16 protein-coding genes and 1 pseudogene are annotated in these 17,508 nt (G+C 71.8%); 12 read left to right on the top strand and 5 right to left on the bottom strand.

The window, feature by feature from the left end:
• Window positions 1-16 precede the first annotated feature (16 nt).
• Entirely contained in the window at window positions 17-631 is a 615-nt protein-coding gene (gene yczE / locus PHZ_RS17275; protein WP_012523661.1) for a membrane protein YczE, read from the bottom strand.
• Window positions 632-691: 60 nt separating this feature from the next.
• On the opposite strand from yczE, the gene yczR reads away from it, so the two are divergent.
• On the top strand, window positions 692-2,131 hold the full coding sequence (gene yczR / locus PHZ_RS17270) for a MocR-like transcription factor YczR (RefSeq protein ID WP_012523660.1): 1,440 nt from the start codon (window positions 692-694) through the stop codon (window positions 2,129-2,131).
• 104 nt (window positions 2,132-2,235) lie between these two features.
• Window positions 2,236-4,386 (top strand): PQQ-dependent dehydrogenase, methanol/ethanol family, encoded by a 2,151-nt coding sequence (locus tag PHZ_RS17265; protein ID WP_012523659.1) that lies wholly within the window; start codon window positions 2,236-2,238, stop codon window positions 4,384-4,386.
• Here the strand turns inward: PHZ_RS17265 and rocD are convergent.
• Together rocD and PHZ_RS17255 are read right to left on the bottom strand one after the other, a co-directional pair.
• Window positions 4,383-5,606, bottom strand: a complete 1,224-nt coding sequence (rocD, locus tag PHZ_RS17260; protein WP_012523658.1) for an ornithine--oxo-acid transaminase — start codon at window positions 5,604-5,606, stop codon at window positions 4,383-4,385. The genes PHZ_RS17265 and rocD overlap by 4 nt on opposite strands.
• Before the next feature lie 15 nt (window positions 5,607-5,621).
• Window positions 5,622-6,494: a dimethylarginine dimethylaminohydrolase family protein gene (locus tag PHZ_RS17255; RefSeq protein ID WP_012523657.1), complete on the bottom strand. Its 873-nt coding sequence runs from the start codon at window positions 6,492-6,494 to the stop codon at window positions 5,622-5,624.
• Between the two features lie 125 nt (window positions 6,495-6,619).
• On the opposite strand from PHZ_RS17255, the gene PHZ_RS17250 reads away from it, so the two are divergent.
• Window positions 6,620-7,045 (top strand): Lrp/AsnC family transcriptional regulator, encoded by a 426-nt coding sequence (locus PHZ_RS17250; RefSeq protein ID WP_012523656.1) that lies wholly within the window; start codon window positions 6,620-6,622, stop codon window positions 7,043-7,045.
• Between the two features lie 16 nt (window positions 7,046-7,061).
• Window positions 7,062-8,853 (top strand): annotated as a pseudogene (locus tag PHZ_RS17245) (M3 family oligoendopeptidase).
• Window positions 8,854-8,877: 24 nt separating this feature from the next.
• Here the strand turns inward: PHZ_RS17245 and PHZ_RS17240 are convergent.
• Complete coding sequence (locus PHZ_RS17240; protein WP_012523654.1) at window positions 8,878-9,585, bottom strand: winged helix-turn-helix transcriptional regulator; 708 nt, start codon at window positions 9,583-9,585, stop codon at window positions 8,878-8,880.
• Window positions 9,586-9,727: 142 nt separating this feature from the next.
• On the opposite strand from PHZ_RS17240, the gene PHZ_RS17235 reads away from it, so the two are divergent.
• The 8 genes from PHZ_RS17235 (at window position 9,728) to PHZ_RS17200 (ending at window position 16,151) form a co-directional block, all read left to right on the top strand.
• Complete coding sequence (locus PHZ_RS17235) at window positions 9,728-10,870, top strand: acyl-CoA dehydrogenase family protein (RefSeq protein ID WP_012523653.1); 1,143 nt, start codon at window positions 9,728-9,730, stop codon at window positions 10,868-10,870.
• Window positions 10,871-10,986: 116 nt separating this feature from the next.
• A complete protein-coding gene (locus PHZ_RS17230) occupies window positions 10,987-11,388 on the top strand; it encodes an energy transducer TonB (protein WP_041373664.1) in 402 nt (133 codons plus the stop codon).
• Window positions 11,389-11,528: 140 nt separating this feature from the next.
• Entirely contained in the window at window positions 11,529-12,587 is a 1,059-nt protein-coding gene (locus tag PHZ_RS17225; protein WP_083771041.1) for an alpha/beta fold hydrolase, read from the top strand.
• A 59-nt stretch (window positions 12,588-12,646) separates the two neighbouring features.
• Window positions 12,647-12,886: an aa3-type cytochrome c oxidase subunit IV gene (locus PHZ_RS17220; protein ID WP_041373663.1), complete on the top strand. Its 240-nt coding sequence runs from the start codon at window positions 12,647-12,649 to the stop codon at window positions 12,884-12,886.
• 183 nt (window positions 12,887-13,069) lie between these two features.
• Complete coding sequence (locus PHZ_RS17215; RefSeq protein ID WP_012523650.1) at window positions 13,070-14,203, top strand: Re/Si-specific NAD(P)(+) transhydrogenase subunit alpha; 1,134 nt, start codon at window positions 13,070-13,072, stop codon at window positions 14,201-14,203.
• A gap of 3 nt (window positions 14,204-14,206) precedes the next feature.
• On the top strand, window positions 14,207-14,530 hold the full coding sequence (locus PHZ_RS17210; RefSeq protein WP_012523649.1) for a proton-translocating transhydrogenase family protein: 324 nt from the start codon (window positions 14,207-14,209) through the stop codon (window positions 14,528-14,530).
• Window positions 14,527-14,739: a hypothetical protein gene (locus PHZ_RS17205; RefSeq protein WP_041373662.1), complete on the top strand. Its 213-nt coding sequence runs from the start codon at window positions 14,527-14,529 to the stop codon at window positions 14,737-14,739. The genes PHZ_RS17210 and PHZ_RS17205 overlap by 4 nt, the downstream gene beginning before the upstream one ends.
• Entirely contained in the window at window positions 14,736-16,151 is a 1,416-nt protein-coding gene (locus PHZ_RS17200; protein WP_012523648.1) for an NAD(P)(+) transhydrogenase (Re/Si-specific) subunit beta, read from the top strand. Before PHZ_RS17205 ends, PHZ_RS17200 begins: the two co-directional genes overlap by 4 nt.
• On the opposite strand, the gene PHZ_RS23485 is transcribed toward PHZ_RS17200, so the two are convergent.
• The gene (locus PHZ_RS23485; protein WP_012523647.1) at window positions 16,148-17,500 is read right to left on the bottom strand and encodes a calcium-binding protein; all 1,353 of its coding nucleotides are present in this window, start codon (window positions 17,498-17,500) and stop codon (window positions 16,148-16,150) included. The genes PHZ_RS17200 and PHZ_RS23485 overlap by 4 nt on opposite strands.
• Between the last annotated feature and the right edge of the window lie 8 nt (window positions 17,501-17,508).

The following is a 17,508-nucleotide window of genomic DNA, read 5'->3' as shown; positions in this document are numbered from 1 at the left end:
AGGTTAACGGCCGCGGCTACTCGGCCGGCACGGCGGCGGCGGGCCTCGCGGGCGCCTCGCGGATCGTGCAGACGCCCAGGAAGGCCTGCACCAGAGGGCCGATGGCCAGGGCGTAGAGGACGGTGCCGACGCCGACGGTCCCGCCCAGCAGCCAGCCCGCGGCCAGGACCGCCAGCTCGATCGCGGTGCGCACCCGCCGGATCGGCCAGCCGGTGCGCCGGTGCAGGCCGGTCATCAGCCCGTCGCGCGGGCCGGGCCCTAGCCCCGCGCCGATGTAGAGACCGCCCGCGAGGCCGTTCAGGAGGATGCTGGCGACCAGCATGGCCGACTGCAGCGGCAGGCCCTGGAAGTCGGGCAGGACGGCGAGGCTCGCATCCGCCGCCAGGCCGATAACGACGACGTTGGCCACCGTCCCGATCCCCGGCCTCTGGCGCAGCGGAATCCACAGCAGCAGCACGGCCGCGCCGACCACGCAGACGATCAGGCCGAACGACAGCGGCGTGCGCCCGGCCAGGCCCTGGTGGAACACGTCCCACGGGTCGAGCCCGAGCCCCGCTCGGATCATCAGGGCCATGGAGAAGCCGTAGAGCCAGAGGCCGACGAGAAGCTGGACGAGGCGGCGGATCATCATGCCGGCAAGGTGGCTTCAACTGGCCTTGAAAAACAGGTCCAGTCGCCGTAGCGTGGCCTTATGGGACCTCGTCGCATCCGCGCCGCCTCGCTCACACGCCTGCTGGGCGCCTGGCGCGGCGAAGAGGCCGGACCGGCCTACCGCCAGCTCGCCGACGGCCTGCGGCTGCTGATCCTGGACGGGCGCCTGCCGCTGGACGTGGTGCTGCCCGGCGAGCGCGAGCTGGCCGCCGCCCTGGAGGTCAGCCGCACGACGGTGACCGGCGCCTTCGCCCGCCTGCGCGAGCAGGGCTTCCTTCAGAGCCGCCAGGGCGCGGGCGCGCGGACCCGCCTGCCGGCCGGGCCGGGCCAGCGGGCCTCCACCCCGCTCATGCCGCCCAGCGAGCCCGGGGTGATCGATCTGATCGCGGCGGCCATGCCGGCCGGCGAGTTCGTGCACCAGGCCTACGCCAAGGCCATCGAGGCCCTGCCGGCGCACCTGCCGCACCACGGCTACGAACCCGTCGGCCTGCCGGTCCTGCGCGAGGCCGTGGCGGCGCGCTACACCCGCCGGGGCCTGCCCACCACGCCGGGCCAGATCCTCGTCACCCATGGCGCCCAGCACGCCTGGGCCCTGATGCTGCGTCTACTGGCGGGGCCGGGCGACCGGGTGGTGATCGACCATCCCACCTATCCCAACGCCATCGACGCGATCCTGCGGGCCTCGGGGCGACCGGTGCCGGTCAGCCTGCCGTCCGACGGCTGGGACGTGGACGGCGTCGTCGCCGCCTTCCAGCAGAGCGGGCCGCGGCTCGCCCACCTTGTGCCGGACTTCCACAATCCCACCGGCCGCTGGATGGACTTCGCCGCCCGCGAGGCGATCGCCGCGGCCGGCGCGCGCACGCGCACCATCGTGGTGTTCGACGAGACCATGCTCGATCTGGCGCTGGACGGCCCGCGCGCCGCCTACGGCTTCGAGGAGCCGCCCGGCTCGGTGGTGCGGTTGGGCTCGACCGGCAAGAGCTTCTGGGGCGGCCTGCGGATCGGCTGGATCCGGGCCGAGCCCGAGACCATCGCCGCCCTGGCGACCATGCGCGCCTCCATCGACCTGGGCACGCCGGTGCTTGAGCAACTCGCCGCCGCCGCCCTGCTGGCCGACGACGAGGCGGCGCTCGCCGCCCGGCGCGAGTTGCTGCGCGAGCGGCGCGAGCGGCTGCTTCGGCTGGCGGCCGAGCGCCTGCCGGACTGGCGGCTGCAGGCCCCGCCGGGCGGGCTGTCGGTGTGGGCCGAGCTGCCGGCGCCGGTCTCCACCGCCCTGGCCGCCACCTGCGAGCGCTTCGGGGTGCGGATCGCCGCGGGGCCGAGGTTCGGCGTCGACGGCGCCTTCGAGCGGTTCGTGCGCCTGCCCTTCACCCTGCCGCCCGATCAGATGGAGGCGGCGATCGAGCGCCTGGCCATGGCCTACGCCCGCCTCCGGCCCAGCGCGCATGCGGCGACCGCCCCCGCGCGGGCGGTGGTCTGAGGCCGTCTCCTTCCGCCGGGGAACGCTTGCGGGGCGCGGCCGCGCGGGCATAGTGCCGCCCAAGGCCGGGCTTCGAAGACCCAACGGCCAAGTGGGAGGGCGAGATGCGGATCATCACTCTGGGCCTGGTCATGGCTGCGGCGCTGACGGCGGCGGCCTGCCAGAAGGGCGACGGCGGCGCGGGCCAGGTGGACGGCGCGCGGATCGCGGCGGCCGATGCGAACGCGGAGTGGCTCTCCTACGGCAAGGGCTATTCCGAGCAGCGCTTCTCGCCGCTGGACGAGGTCAACACGGGCAATGTGGGCCAGCTCGGCCTGGCCTGGTTCGCGGAGTTCGACACCGACCGCGGCCAGGAGGCGACGCCGCTGGTGGCCGACGGGGTGCTCTACACCACCACCGCGTGGTCCAAGGTCTACGCCTTCGACGCCAAGACCGGCGAGCAGCTCTGGTCGTTCGACCCCAAGGTCGAGGGCTCGAAGGGCTTCCACGCCTGTTGCGACGTGGTGAACCGCGGCGTCGCCCTGTGGAAGGGCCGGGTCTATGTCGGCGTGCTCGACGGCCGGCTGATCGCGCTCGACGCCAAGACCGGGCGGCAGGTCTGGTCGGTGCAGACGACCGACACCTCCAGGCCGTACACCATCACCGGCGCCCCGCGGGTCATCAAGGACAAGGTCCTGATCGGCAACGGCGGCGGCGAATACGGCGTGCGCGGCTACATCACCGCCTACGACGCGGCCACCGGCAAGCAGCTCTGGCGCTTCTACACCGTGCCCAATCCGACCGGTCAGCCCGACGGGGCCGCGTCGGACAAGGTGATGGCCGAGAAGGCGAACGCCACCTGGAGCGAGGGCGAGTGGAAGAAGACCGGCGGCGGCGGCACGGCCTGGGATTCCATCGCCTACGACCCGCAGCTCGACCTGGTCTATTTCGGGATCGGCAACGGCAATCCGTGGAACCACAAGATCCGGTCGGGCGGCAAAGGCGACAACCTCTTCCTCTCCTCGATCCTGGCCCTGAAGCCCGACACCGGCGACTACGTCTGGCACTACCAGACCACCCCCGGGGAAAGCTGGGACTACACCGCCACCCAGCACATCATCCTGGCCGACCTCTCGATCGGCGGGCAGCCGCGCAAGGTGCTGATGCAGGCGCCGAAGAACGGCTTCTTCTATGTGATCGACCGGGCGACCGGTCAGCTGATCTCGGCCAAGAACTACACCAACATCACCTGGGCGACGGGGGTCGATCCGAAGACCGGCCGGCCCATCGAGACGCCGCAGGCGCGCTACCAGGGCGAGGCGAACCTTCAGATCCCGGGGCCGCTGGGGGCGCACAACTGGCAGCCCATGGCGTTCAACCCGAAGACGGGCCTCGTCTACATCCCGACCAACGTGACGCCCTTCGCCTACACCGACGACACCGGCTTCTCGTACAAGCCGGGGGCGTGGAACGTGGGTGTGGACTTCCTGACCAACGCCCTGCCGACGGACGCGGCGACGCTGAAGGCGCTGACGGCGATGATCAAGGGCCAGATCGTGGCCTGGGACCCGGTGCAGCAGAAGGCGGTCTGGACCGTCGACCACCCCTACTTCTGGAACGCGGGCGTGCTGACCACGGCGGGCGGCCTCGTCTTCCAGGGCGCGGCCGAGGGCCAGTTCAGCGCCTATGACGCGGCCAAGGGGACGAAGCTGTGGACCTACAAGACCGGCAACGGGATCATCGCCGCGCCGATGACCTATGAGCTGGACGGCGAGCAGTACGTGGCGGTCATGGTCGGCGTGGGCGGCGGCGGCCAGATCTCGGCTCCGGCCTCGATGCCCCAGCGGCCGCGCCTGCCGGGCCGGCTGCTGGTGTTCAAGCTGGGCGGCAAGGCTCAGGCGCCCGCCTTCCCCGAACCCGCGCGGCCCGAGATCGACCTGGCGATGATCCAGCCCTCGAGCGGCGATACGAAGAACGGCTTTGCGGTGTTCCACCAGCACTGCCAGGTCTGCCACGGCCCCAACGCCTCGGGCGCCTGGCTGCCCGACCTGAAGGCCTCGCCGATGCTGATGACGGCCGACAACTGGAAGGGCGTGGTGATCGACGGCGCCAGCGCCTCGCGCGGCATGGCCAGCTTCGCCAAGTACCTGTCGCCGAAGGACGCCGAGGACGTGCGCGCCTACGTCATCCAGGAGGCGCGCAACGCCGTCGCCCTGGCCCAGCCCGCCGCCCCGGAGGCCACCCAGGGAGCCAAGGCGCCGACCCCCAAGAGCTAGCGGGGCAGGACCTCGGCGAAGTGGCCGGCGATCCAGTCGGCCTGCTCGTCGGTGAGGATCAGCGGCGGGGCGATGCGGATGGTGTGCTCGTGGGTCTCCTTGGCCAGGAGCCCGCGCGCCTGCAGCGCCTCGCACACCCGCCGGGCGCCGCCGGCCTCGGGATGCAGCTCGACGGCCAGCATCAGGCCGCGGCCGCGGACCTCTTTCACGCCGCCGGCCTTGATGGCCGCGAGCTGGCCCTTCAGCCGCTCGCCGACCCGGGCGGCGTTCTCGACCATGCCCTCCTCGACCAGCACCCTCAGCGCCGCGCGGGCGACCGCGCAGGCGAGTGGATTGCCGCCGAAGGTCGAGCCGTGCTCGCCGGGATGCAGCACGCTCATCACCTCGGTGTTCGAGAGCACCGCCGAGACCGGATAGAAGCCGCCCGAGAGCGCCTTGCCGATCAGGGTGAGGTCGGCCTCGATCCCCTCGTGCTCCTCGGCCAGCAGCTTGCCGGTGCGGCCAAGGCCGGTCTGGATCTCGTCCAGGATCAGGATGACGTTCTCGCGCGTGCAGAGCTCGCGGGCCGCCTTCAGGTAGCCGGCCGGCGGGATGATCACGCCCGCCTCGCCCTGGATGGGCTCGAGCAGGATGGCCACGGTGTTCGGAGTCACCGCCGCCTCCAGGGCCTCGGCGTCGCCGAACGGCACGACCTTGAAGCCCGGGGCGAAGGGCCCGAAGCCCCCGCGCGACTGCGGATCGGTGGAGAAGCCCACGATGCTGATCGTGCGCCCGTGGAAGTTCTCGGAGGCGACGATGATCTCGGCCTGACCGTCGGGCACGCCCTTGACCTCGTAGCCCCACTTGCGGGCCACCTTCAGCGCGCTTTCCACCGCCTCGGCGCCCGAATTCATCGGCAGCACCTTGTGCGAGTTGGTCAGGGCGCAGAGCTCTTCGTAGAAGGCCGCCAGCTGGTCGTTGCGGAAGGCCCGGGAGGTCAGCGTCAGGCGCTGCGCCTGCTGGACCATGGCCTCGAGGATCTTCGGGTGGCAGTGGCCCTGGTTCACGGCCGAGTAGGCCGAGAGGCAGTCCAGGTACCGGCGGCCTTCCACGTCCCAGACGTAGACCCCTTCGCCGCGGGTCAGGACCACGTCCAGCGGCTTGTAGTTCTTGGCTCCGTACAGCGCCTCGAGGGCGATGTAGCTGTCGGTGAGCGAGTGCTGCAGCGTGATGTCGTTCATGGCGGGCTCCCCCCTTTATTCGGCCGCGAGGACGGAGGCGGCCGGGGCGCTGGCGCGGTCCAGCCGCAGGGTCATGCAGTAGGCGGCGCCGCCCGACAGGATGAACGGATCGAGGTCGACGGCCACGACGGTGTAGCCGTGCGCCTGAAGCTTCTCGCGCAGGCTCTGGGGCGGACGGGCCATGACCACGCGCTCCCCCAGGTTCACGGCGTTGACGCAGAAGGCGGCCGCCTCCTCGTCGCTGGCCACGATGCGGTCCGCCTCGGCCACGCGGGACAGGATGGTGGCCTGGGCCTCGGGCGAGAAGGCCGGCGGGTAGTAGAGCACCTTGCCGCCCGCCAGCGGGCAGAAGCAGGTGTCCAAGTGGTAGAAGCGGTCGCTGGCCAGCTCCAGCGGCACGATCTCCTGGCCGAAGGTCTTGCGGAGCACGGGCAGGGCGCCGCGGCTGGAACGGGGGCCGAAGCCGGCCCAGAACAACTGGCGGTCCCGGTCCCAGATGGCGTCGCCCGCGCCCTCGTGGAAAAGGCCGTCCGGCAGGTCGTGGATCTCGTCGACCAGCCCCCGGGCCTTCAGCCGGTGGAACACGGCGCGGAACACCGCCTCCTCGCCCTGGCGCTCGGGATAGCGGAAGCGGGCCAGCAGCACCTTGCGGTCCAGCACCACGGCGGCGTTGGCGGGGAAGACCAGGTCCGGCAGGCCCTTCACCGCGCCGATCGTCTCGACCCGCGCGCCCTCGGCCTCAAGCGCCCCGCGCAGCGTTTCCGAGGCGGCGCAGGCGGCGGCGGTCTGCTCGGCCGTCCAGGTCTCGGGCTTCATCCAGGGGTTGATGCGGTAGCTGACATCGAAGCAGCAGGGGTCGGTCATGACGAAAAGCGGCCGGTCGGCCATGCGGGATCTCCTCTGGCGTCGACGTGAACAGGGATGAGGGTGTCTCGCGGCGGCGCTAGCGAAAAGCGGCCAAGCTGCTACCTTGTGCGAGTTCGATTGGCATTCTGTCACAAGATGTTGGCGAAATGGTGGACGACCTCGACCGACGGCTGATCGCCCTCCTGAGGGCGGATTCGCGCACCCCGGCGGCGGCGCTCGCCAAGGCGCTGAAGGTCTCGCGCGGAACGGTGCAGAACCGCATCGAGCGCCTGACCCAGCGCGGCGTGATCCAGGGGTTCACCATCCGCACCCGGCCCGAGATGGAGGCCAACCGGGTGCGGGCGATCATGTGCGTCGCCATCGAGGGCGAACGGGCGCGGGCGGTGACGAACGCCCTGCGCGGCTTTCCCGAGGTGGACAAGATCCACTCCACCAACGGCCGCTGGGACCTGGTGGTGGAGCTGGACGTCGAGACCCTGGCCGGCTTCAGCCAGGCGCTGGACCGCATCCGCGAGATCGAAGGGATCGCCTCGACCGAGACGTCGATCCTGCTGGCGACCCAGAAGGCCTAGGACTATCTGACGAGGCATGAACGCCCCCTTCAAGACCGATGCGCTGCCGCAGTGGCGGCTGGACGACCTCTACGCCGACCGCGAGGACCCGAGGATCGAGGCCGACCTCGCCTCCGCGGCCCAGGCGACGGCCCAACTGGCGGCCCTGAAGGGGCGGCTGGTCGGCGCCCGCGCGGCCGCCGCCGAGCTGGGCGCGCTCCTGGACCAGGGGATCCGGCTCTACGAGGACGCGACCAACCATCTCTGGAGCGTCGGCGCCTACGCCTCGCTCGCCGCCTCGACAGCGCGAAACGACCCGGCCTGGTCGAAGTTCGAGGCCGATCTGCGCGCCCGCTCGGCGCAGATCGGGGCCGAGAGCCTGTTCTTCACGCTGGAGATCAACCAGCTGGAGGACGCCGAGCTGGAGGCGGCGCTGCAGGCGCGTCCGGAAGCCGGCCGCTGGCGGCCCTGGCTGCGGCGCGTGCGGGCGGCGCGGCCCCACGAGCTGTCGGCCGAGCTGGAGCGGATGCTGGTGGACCGCGGCCCGGCGGTGGCCAACTGGATGCGGCTGTCGGACGAGACGCTGGCCGCCCTGACCGCCCGGGTGGGCGGCGAGACCCTGACGCTGCCTGAGATCCTGAACCGCCTGTCCGATCCGGAGGGCGCGCGCCGCAAGCAGGCGGCCCAGGCGCTGGCGAAGGCGCTCGAGGCCCGCAATCCGGTGCTGGCGCTGTGCCTCAACACCCTCGCCTTCGAGAAGCAGGTGGAGGATCGCTGGCGGAAATATCCGAGCCCTGCCGCCTCGCGTCACCTGGCCAACGAGGTGGACGCCGACGCCGTCGAGGCCCTGGAGGCCGCGGTGGTCGAGGCCTACGGGCCGGTCAGCCATCGCTACTACCGCCTGAAGGCCAGGGCGATGGGCAAGGACGTCCTGGACCACTGGGACCGCAACGCGCCGCTGGAGACCACGGCGCCGCGCACCTACGGCTGGGACGAGGCGCGTGGGATCGTGCTGGAGAGCTTCCAGGCTCTGGCGCCCCGCTTCGCCGACACGGCCCGGACCTTCTTCGCCCAGCCGTGGATCGACGCCCGGCCGCGGGCCGGCAAGCAGTCGGGCGCCTATTCGCACCCTGTCACCGCCAACCGCCACCCCTACGTCTTCATGAACTACATGGGCGAGCGGCGCGACGTGCTGACCCTGGCGCACGAGCTGGGCCACGCCGTCCACCAGACCCTGTGCGCGCCGCTCGGCACCCTCTTGGCCGATACGCCGCTGACCCTGGCCGAGACCGCCTCGATCTTCGGCGAGGGGCTGGTGTTCGAGCGCCTCCTGGCCGAGGCCCCGCCCGCCGAGCGCCGGGGGCTTCTGGCCGGCCGCATCGAGGACGGGCTGAACACGGTGGTCCGCCAGATCGCCTTCCACCGCTTCGAGGCCCAATTCCACGAAGCGCGGGCCCAGGGCGAACTCTCGGCCGACGAGATCGGGAGCCTGTGGCTGCAGGTGATGGGCGAGAGCCTCGGGCCGGCGGTCCGGCTCAACGCCGGCTACGAGCACTACTGGGGCTACGTCAGCCACTTCGTGCACGCCCCGTTCTACGTCTACGCCTACCCCTTCGGGGATCTCCTGGTGCGCGGCCTGATGGAAAAGCGCCGCGAGGATCCGCAGGGCTTCGCCCCGCTCTACGAGCAGCTGCTGGCCGCCGGCGGGACGAAGACCTACGTCGAGGCGCTGGCCCCGTTCGGCCTCTAACCCGCGCGAAAAGGCCTTCTGGGCCGCGGGCATGAAGCAGCTCGAGCGGCTGGTCAACGAGTTCGAGGCGCTGGTCTGAGACGCAGCGCGCCCGACGTAGGCCTCAGGCCGCCGCCCGAGGTTCGAACGCCAGCAGGCGGTGGTGCGGCTCGTCCTCGACGCCCAGCACGCGGCGGCACAGGCGCACCAGCTGGGGATCGCCGCTGATCGCGGCCATGCCCTCGCGCTGGGCCGCGCTGAAGCCGGCATAGCCCATCCAGACGCGGATGAAGGTCTCGAGGTCGGCCGAGACCACCACGTCGACATCCTGCTCGGGCGCCTTGAAGCAGACCTCCACGTCGTCGGGCCGCAGGATGATCCACCAGTAGCGGCGGGCGGCGTGCGCCTTGGGCACGCCGCGGAACTCCAGGCGCACGACCACGTCCCGGTCGGGCAGCTCCCTGGGGTCCACCTGCCGCTTCATGCTCCAGACCAGCATGGTGGGGTCGAGGTCGGCGGGACCCAGACGGCCCTGCCCGTAGCGCTGCCCCCAGGCCGACATCTGCACGATGATCTCGCGCAGGCATTCGCCCGCCGGCGTGAGCCGGTACAGCTTGCCCTGGCCGATCGGCTCGGTGGCGATCACGCCGGCCTCTTCGAGCTCGGCGAGCCGCTGCACCAGGAGCGCCCGCGACATGGTCGGCACGCCGGCGTGCAGCTCCGAGAAGCGGTGGGGCCCGAAGCACAGCTCGCGCACGATCAGCGGCGTCCAGCGCTGGGCGAAGATCTCGGCCGTCTTGGCGACCGGGCAGAATTGTCCGTAACCCTTCATGCGGAAATCGTCGCTAGCGGAACGATGTTCGGCAAGTTCATTCTTCGAACTGGAGCGGCGCGGACCGCTTCGGTCATGAGAGCCCGGCGCCGCGAAGGTCCAGGCCATCAGGGCCGTCCCGGCGGCGCGAGGACTTCGGACGATGACCACGACCATGACCAAGACCAAGGCGGCCGCCCGCACCGACTGGGAGCGGATGGCCCATGAAGTCGGCCCCGAGCTCGCGGCGCGTGCGGCCCAGGCCGACGCCGACGACGCCTTCGTGGCCGAGAACCTGGCCCTGCTGAAGGACCGCGGCTTCCACGCCGCCGGCGTGCCGGCCGAACTGGGCGGCGGCGGGGCGAGCCATGCCGAGCTCGCGGCGATGCTGCGGACCCTGGCCCGCTACTGCGGCTCGACGGCGCTGGCGCTGTCCATGCACACCCATCAGGTGGCGTTGCCGGCCTGGCGCTGGCGGCGCACGCCCGAGGCGGTCGAGGGGCTGCTCGCCCGCATCGTCGGCCAGAAGCTGACGCTGGTCTCCTCGGGGGGCTCGGACTGGCTGGACGGCTCGTGCCGCGCCGAGCCGGCCGAGGGGGGCTTCCGCGTCTACGGCCGCAAGGTGTTCGCCAGCGGCTGCCCGGCCGGCGACCTCCTGATGACCATGGCGGTGCTGGACGCGCCCGAGGGGCCGACCGTGCTGCACATGGCCCTGCCGCTGCGGGGCGAGGGCGTGCGGATCCTCGACACCTGGCAGACCCTGGGCATGCGCGGCACGGGCTCGCACGACATCGAGCTTTCCGGCGTGTTCGTGCCCGAGAGCGCGGTCACGGTGCGGCGCCCGGCGGGCCGGTGGCATCCGGTCATGCACATGGTGACGCTGATCGCCTTCCCGCTGATCTACGCCGTCTACGTGGGCCTGGCGGAGGCGGCGCGCGACAAGGCGCTGGACCTGGCCGCGGCCCGCAAGCCCTCGTCCGATCTGGAGCTGATCCTGGGCGAGATGGAGACCGAGCTGGCCGCGGCCCGCCTGGCGCTGGCCGACATGCTGGCCTGCGCGGCGAGCGAGGAGCCCGGTCCCGCCGCCTCCAGCCGGATCATGACCGGACGCACCCTGGCCGGCCGCGCCGCGATCCGGGCGGTGGAGAAGGCGATGGAGGCCGCCGGCGGGGCGGGCTTCTACCGCAGGACCGGCCTGGAGCGGATCTTCCGCGACGTCCAGGCCGCCCGCTACCACCCGCTGCAGGAGAAGGCCCAGGCGCGGCTGGCCGCGCGGCTGGCCCTGGGTCTCGACATCGACGGCTGACCGGCCGGGCGGCTCCCCCGCCTCTCCCTTCCATGACGAACACGCGGCGCCCGATCCCGGGCGGCAGGCGCCGCACGCCCTCCCACGCCCGAACGCCTGCCAAAGGAGCAATCGCCTTGAAGAGCCTCGTCGCCATCGCCTGTGGAGTCACGGTCGCCCTCGCCACCCTGGCGCCCGCCGCCCGGGCCAACATCCCCGACCCGGCGCGCCCGCACCTGCAGCACGACCGGTGGGTGGCCGACGCCAAGCGCCGGCTGGAGCGCGAACTCGACGCCAGTCCCGCCCATCAGCCGCGGCGCGGCGTCGCCGAAGTCCGCTTCGACGTCGACGCCGCGGGCGCGATCGCGGCGCCGACCCTCGTGACCTCGAGCGGTTCGAAGCCGCTGGATGCGGCGATGCTGAGGGCCGTTCGGCGCGCCCGCGCGCTGAAGCCGCCGCCGCAGGAGATCGCCGGTCGTCCGGTGCTGTTCCGTCTCGAGGCGGAGCGCCCCCGGACGGTCCTTCCGAACCGGTGGTGACGCGATAGCGCGCCGCCGATCCCCGCGGGGCGGAGTCGTCCCCCGAACAGCGCCGTCCCGCGGGGAGCTTTCCATTCACCGCCTTCCGGCTCCCGGAAGGCGGTTGCCATTTTTCAAACGGCCGTTAGACCCGAATGGGCATGGCCAGAGACGATGACGACAAGCCGGCGCAAGGGGCGGAAACCTACGACGACCGGCCGTTCCATTCGGGCGACCTGCCGCCGGAAGTGCGTGCGCCGCTGGCCGCGTTCGACGGCGCCGAGCCGCCCGCACCGCAGTGGTTCAAGGACGCCATCGCCGACGCGCCCGAGCGCTCGTTCGTGCAGTCCAAGGGAACGCGGCTGGAGCTGCTCACCTGGGGCGAGGTCGGCAAGCCCGGCCTCCTGCTCGTCCACGGCAACAGCGCCCACGCCGACTGGTGGAGCTTCATCGCCCCCTTCCTCGCCAGGGACTACCGCGTCGCGGCCATGTCGCTGGCCGGCATGGGCGAGTCGGACTGGCGTGACCGCTACGCCTTCGGCGACTTCGCCGACGACGCCGAGGCGTGCGCGCGGGCCGCGGGCCTTTACGCCGACGGCCGCCCACCGATCTATATCGGCCATTCCTTCGGCGGGGCCCAGGTGTTCTTCGCCGCCGTCCGCCACCCTGAGCGGATGCGGGCTGCGGTGCTGGTGGACACCGGCTTCGGCGGACCGCCCCCCGAGGTGGAGGCCGAGCGCAAGCGCCGCCGCGAGCAGGTGCGCAACATCCCCACCGCCGACCGGCCCAGCCGGGTCTATGCGAGCCTCGCCGAGGCGCTCGGCCGTTTCCGGCTGATGCCGCCGCAGCCGGCGGGCAACCTGTTCGTGGCCGACTTCATCGCCCGCCGCTCGCTGAAGCGCGCACCGCTTCCTGCCGAGGTCGAGGGCGGCTCGGGCGAGGGCTGGACGTGGAAGTTCGATCCCACGATGTGGGAGAAGCTGGACCGCAAGGGCTTCGAGGACAGGGGCGGCCGGGCGCCGACGGTCCGCGTGCCGATGGTCCACATCTACGGCGCGCAGAGCAGCATCATCGCCCGGCGCAAGGGCGGCGAGCGCGGCTTCCTCGGCCCCGACGTGCGCGAGATCGAGATCCCGCAATCCGAACACCACGTCATGATCGACCAGCCGCTGGCGCTGGTCTCCTCGCTCCGCACCCTGCTGGCCGTGTGGCCGGCTTGAGCGGCGCGGGCGCATCGTGTAGCACCCGCCCGACGACTTTACTGGAGAGCGCCCACGCCATGGCCGGACCGGCTTCCGACTACCACCGCGGCGAGATGGACATCGCAGAGCAACGCTCGACGTACCATCTGGTCATGCTGATGACGAAGTGGGGCTCGCTCTACACGGCCGCCCTCATCCTCCTGCTGACGATGTGGTTCGCCACAGAGGCGGGCTTCCTGGCCTCGTTCGTGGCGGCCGCCGTCATGGTCGTGATCGGCACCCTGGTGCTGCGCGAGAAGAAGTCCTCCGGACACTAGCGCTACCTTCGCGGAAGGTTCGCGGGCGCTCTGCTCCTTCGGGCGGAGCGCCTTTGTGCGTGGGCTCCGCGGACCCGATAGCTCAGCTTAAAACACTCGTTTGAAAACTGTGGTCTCTCGGCTGGACAAGGCCGGGAGCAGCCCCCTATGGTCGCGCCCGATCAGACAAGGGGGGCGCCGCGGATGGCTGTCATCGCCGTCATCAAGGAACGACGCGCAGGCGAGACGCGCGTAGCCGCCGTTCCCGAGACGGTGAAGAAACTCGCCGCCGCCGGGTTCTCGGTGGTGGTCGAGGCGGGCGCGGGCCTTTCGGCCTCGTTCCAGGACGCCGACTACGAGGCCGCCGGCGCCGCCCTGGCCAAGACCGCCAAGGACGCGCTCGGCAAGGCCGACATCCTCTTCAAGGTGCGCGCGCCCGAGGCCGACGAGGTGAAGGCGCTGAAGAAGGGCGCGCTCGTCGTCGCCCTGCTGAACCCCTATCAGGACCGGACGACGCTGGACGCCCTGGCGGCGCAGGGCGCCACCGCCTTCGCCATGGAGTTCGTGCCGCGGATCACCCGGGCCCAGGTGATGGACGCGCTGTCGTCGCAGGCGAACCTCGCCGGCTACCGGGCGGTGATCGAGGCGGCCTGGGCCTACGGCCGGGCGCTGCCGATGATGATGACGCCGGCCGGCACCATCGCCCCGGCCAAGGTCTTCGTGATGGGCGTGGGCGTGGCGGGCCTGCAGGCGATCGCCACCGCCAAGCGCCTGGGCGCCGTGGTCACGGCGACCGACGTGCGCCCCGCCACCAAGGAGCAGGTGGAGAGCCTGGGCGGCAAGTTCGTGGCCGTCGAGGACGAGGAGTTCAAGGCGGCCGAGACGGCCGGCGGCTACGCCAAGGAGATGAGCGCCGAGTACCAGGCCAAGCAGGCGGCGCTGATCACCGAGCACATCAAGAAGCAGGACATCGTCGTCACCACGGCGCTGATCCCCGGACGGCCCGCGCCGAAGCTGGTCTCGGCGGCCCAGGTGGCCTCGATGCGGCCCGGCTCGGTCATCGTCGACCTGGCGGTGGAGCAGGGCGGCAACGTCGAGGGCTCGAAGCCGGGCGAGGCGGTCGTGACGGCGAACGGCGTGACCATCGTCGGCCACGCCAACCTGCCGGGCCGGATCGCGGCGGACAGCTCCGCCCTCTACGCCCGCAATCTCACCGCCTTCGCCGAGCTGCTGAAGGACAAGGAAGGCCAGTTCGCGCCGGACTTCGAGGACGAGATCCTCAAGGCCGCGCTGGTCACGAAGGACGGCGCCGTCGTCCACCCCTCGCTCAAGGGCTGATCCATGGAAGCCGTCGATCCGACCGTCTTTCGCCTGGCGATCTTCGTGCTCGCCATCTTCGTGGGCTACTACGTGGTCTGGAGCGTCACCCCGGCGCTGCACACCCCGCTGATGGCCGTGACCAACGCCATCTCGTCGGTGATCATCGTGGGCGCCCTGCTGGCGGCCGCGGCCCATGGCCAGGACGGCGAACTGACCCGCAACGTGCTGATCTCGAAGGGCGCCGGCGCGGTCGCCGCGGCCTTCGCCGCCGTCAACATCTTCGGCGGCTTCCTGGTCACCCAGCGGATGCTGGCCATGTACAAGAAGAAGGACCGCGGCAAGTGAGCCGCGGCTACGGTCGCAACGCCGAGCTGTCCCGCGCCGTCGTGGTGACGGCGGCCGGCGGCGCGGTCATCGCCATGTCGCAGCAGGCGGCCGTGGGCTACGGGCCGACCGGCCAGATCATCCTCGCCGCAGGCGGCGCCGTCGTCGCCTTCGGCCTCTACCTCGCAGTTCGCACCATGCTCCGGCGCCGGGGGGACGCTGACCAATGAACGCCAATCTCGCGGCCATCCTCTATCTCGCCTCGGGCGTGCTCTTCATCCTGGCCCTGCGCGGCCTGTCGAGCCCCGAGACCAGCCGATCGGGCAACCGCAACGGCATGATCGGCATGGCCATCGCCGTCGGCACGGTGCTGGCCACCCTCTGGAGCCAGGGCGCGCTGGACGCCCTGACGCTGGCGCTCATCGTCGGCGGCGTGGCGGTCGGCGGCGGGATCGGCGCGGTCATCGCCCGCAAGGTCGCCATGACCTCGATGCCGCAGCTGGTGGCCGCCTTCCACAGCCTGGTCGGCATGGCCGCCTGCCTCGTGGCCGTCGCCGCCATCCACACGCCCGAGGCCTACGGCATCGCCGGCCCCGAGGGCGTCCACCTGATCTCGCTGGTCGAGCTCTCGCTGGGCCTGGCCATCGGCGCCGTCACCTTCACCGGTTCGGTGATCGCCTTCGCCAAGCTGAACGGCAACATGAGCGGGGCGCCGATCCTGCTGCCGGCCCGCCACCTGCTCAACATCGCCATCGCCGTGGCGATCGTGGCCCTAGTCGTGGTGCTGGTGATGAGCGGCGGCTCCGCGCTCTGGGCCTTCTGGGCGATCTTCGCCCTCTCGCTGCTGATCGGCGTCACCCTGATCATCCCGATCGGCGGGGCCGACATGCCCGTCGTAGTCTCGATGCTGAACAGCTACTCGGGCTGGGCGGCCGCGGCCCTGGGCTTCACCCTCGAGAACACCACTCTGATCATCACCGGCGCCCTGGTGGGTAGCTCGGGCGCCATCCTCAGCTACATCATGTGCAAGGGGATGAACCGCAGCTTCATCTCGGTGATCCTGGGCGGCTTCGGCGCCGACGAGAGCGCCGCCGCCGGCGGCGGCCGGGTCGAGACGCGGCCCGTCAAGCAGGGCTCGGCGGACGATGCGGCCTTCATCATGAAGAACGCCTCGAAGGTGATCATCGTCCCCGGCTACGGCATGGCGGTGAGCCAGGCGCAGCACGCCCTGCGAGAGATGGCCGACACGCTGAAGGAGGAGGGCGTCGAGGTGAAGTACGCCATCCACCCCGTCGCCGGCCGCATGCCGGGACACATGAACGTGCTGCTGGCCGAGGCCAACGTGCCCTACGACGAAGTCTTCGAGCTGGAGGACATCAATTCCGAGTTCTCGACCGCCGACGTGGCGTTCGTGATCGGGGCCAACGACGTCACCAACCCGGCGGCCAAGACCGATCCGCAGAGCCCCATCTACGGCATGCCGATCCTGGACGTGGAGAAGGCGCGCACCGTGCTGTTCGTGAAGCGCGGGATGAGCTCGGGCTACGCAGGCGTCGAGAACGAGCTGTTCTTCCGCGACAACACCATGATGCTGTTCGGCGACGCCAAGAAGATGGTCGAGGGGATCCTGAAGGCCCTCTAGAGGCCGAACGGATCGGTGTCGCCGAACGCGCGGCCCACCAGAGCCTCCATCTGGTCGGGCGGCACGGGGTGCGGCAGCACGTCGAGCGGATCGCTGAGCACCACAGTGCGCCAGGGCGTGGCGTAGAGCAGGACGTAACCGTCCATCACGCCGTCGCCGTCCAGGTCGACCTCCACGCGTCGGGCGTCCGGGCCGAAGACGTTGGTGGAGGGCGGTCCCGCGTCCTCCGCGCCCGGGGGCGCCGGCCGGCCGGAATCGGTGACGCCCAGGTCCCAGGGCGGCGTGAAGGCGGGCTCGGACGCCTCGCGGGGCGGAACGGCGATCGTCTCGCCGTTCCAGACGATCCGGTCCCCGGCGGCCTCGTCGAAGTCGGCCACCACGCCGAGCAGGGTCTCGGCGCGGCCCATGGCCTCGGGCCGGACCAGGACGAAGGTGTCGGCGCCCTCGCCGCCCACCGCCACGACCTCAGCGCCAAGCTCGATCCGGTCGTCGCCGGCCCCGCCCAGCAGCAGGTCCCGGCCGCCGCCGCCGACCAGGGTGTCGTCACCGGCCCCGCCCACCAGGCGTTCGTCTGCGGCCGTGCCCGTCAGGAGGTCGTCGCCGCCCGTGCCCTGGATCGTCTCCACGACCGCCGCGCCGGCCGCCAGCACGACGGCTTCCGCGCCGGCCGGGGCAAGGGGTTCGGCCGCTTCGACCGGCGGCGCGGCGAGCGGCGCCTGGGCCTCCTCCAGCGCAGCGACGGACGGAGCCGCGGCGTCCTCGGCGGGGGCGGCGGCGACCAGCGCCGCGGCGGCCGCCTTGGCCTGGGGCTCGGTCAGGGCGGCGCCCTGGACCGCCAGCTCGCGCTCCTGGGTCGGCGTCTTCAGGTCCGCGGGGGGCGGAGGCGGATCGGTCGGCGGCGGCGGGGCGGGCGGCTCGGCCGCCTCGGCCACGTCGGCGGGGCCGACCGTCTCGTAGAAGAAGGCCGTCGCGATCACGAGCGCGAGGATGGTCTGGGCCTGGCGGCCGGCCAGGCTGAACGGCACGACCACGCCCTCATCGGCGGCCTCGGCGGCGCCGATCTGCTCGCGCAGGGCTGCGGGAAGGTCCGTCCCCTCGCTGACGACGTCGTCGACCGCGGAATGGACCACGAAGCGTCCGCCGATCCGCGCGACGTGGATCAGGACCTCGCCGTCCTCGTCGGTCACCACGCACCAGGGGTCGCCGGCGTCGGTGGCGCCGAAGATCGCCTCGACCTTCGCCCCGCCCGCGGAGAGGCGGTCGGCCAGCTCCTCCAGGCGCGCGCGCTCGGCGGCGCTCCAGTCGCCGCTGGACCGCACCTTGGCGATGAAGGGAACGACGTCACCCATGGGGGCGG

The sequence above is a fragment of the Phenylobacterium zucineum HLK1 genome (assembly GCF_000017265.1).
GTDB lineage: Bacteria > Pseudomonadota > Alphaproteobacteria > Caulobacterales > Caulobacteraceae > Phenylobacterium > Phenylobacterium zucineum.
The sequence above is the reverse complement of the archived record's forward strand: the minus strand, read 5'-3'. Positions and strand labels throughout refer to the sequence as shown.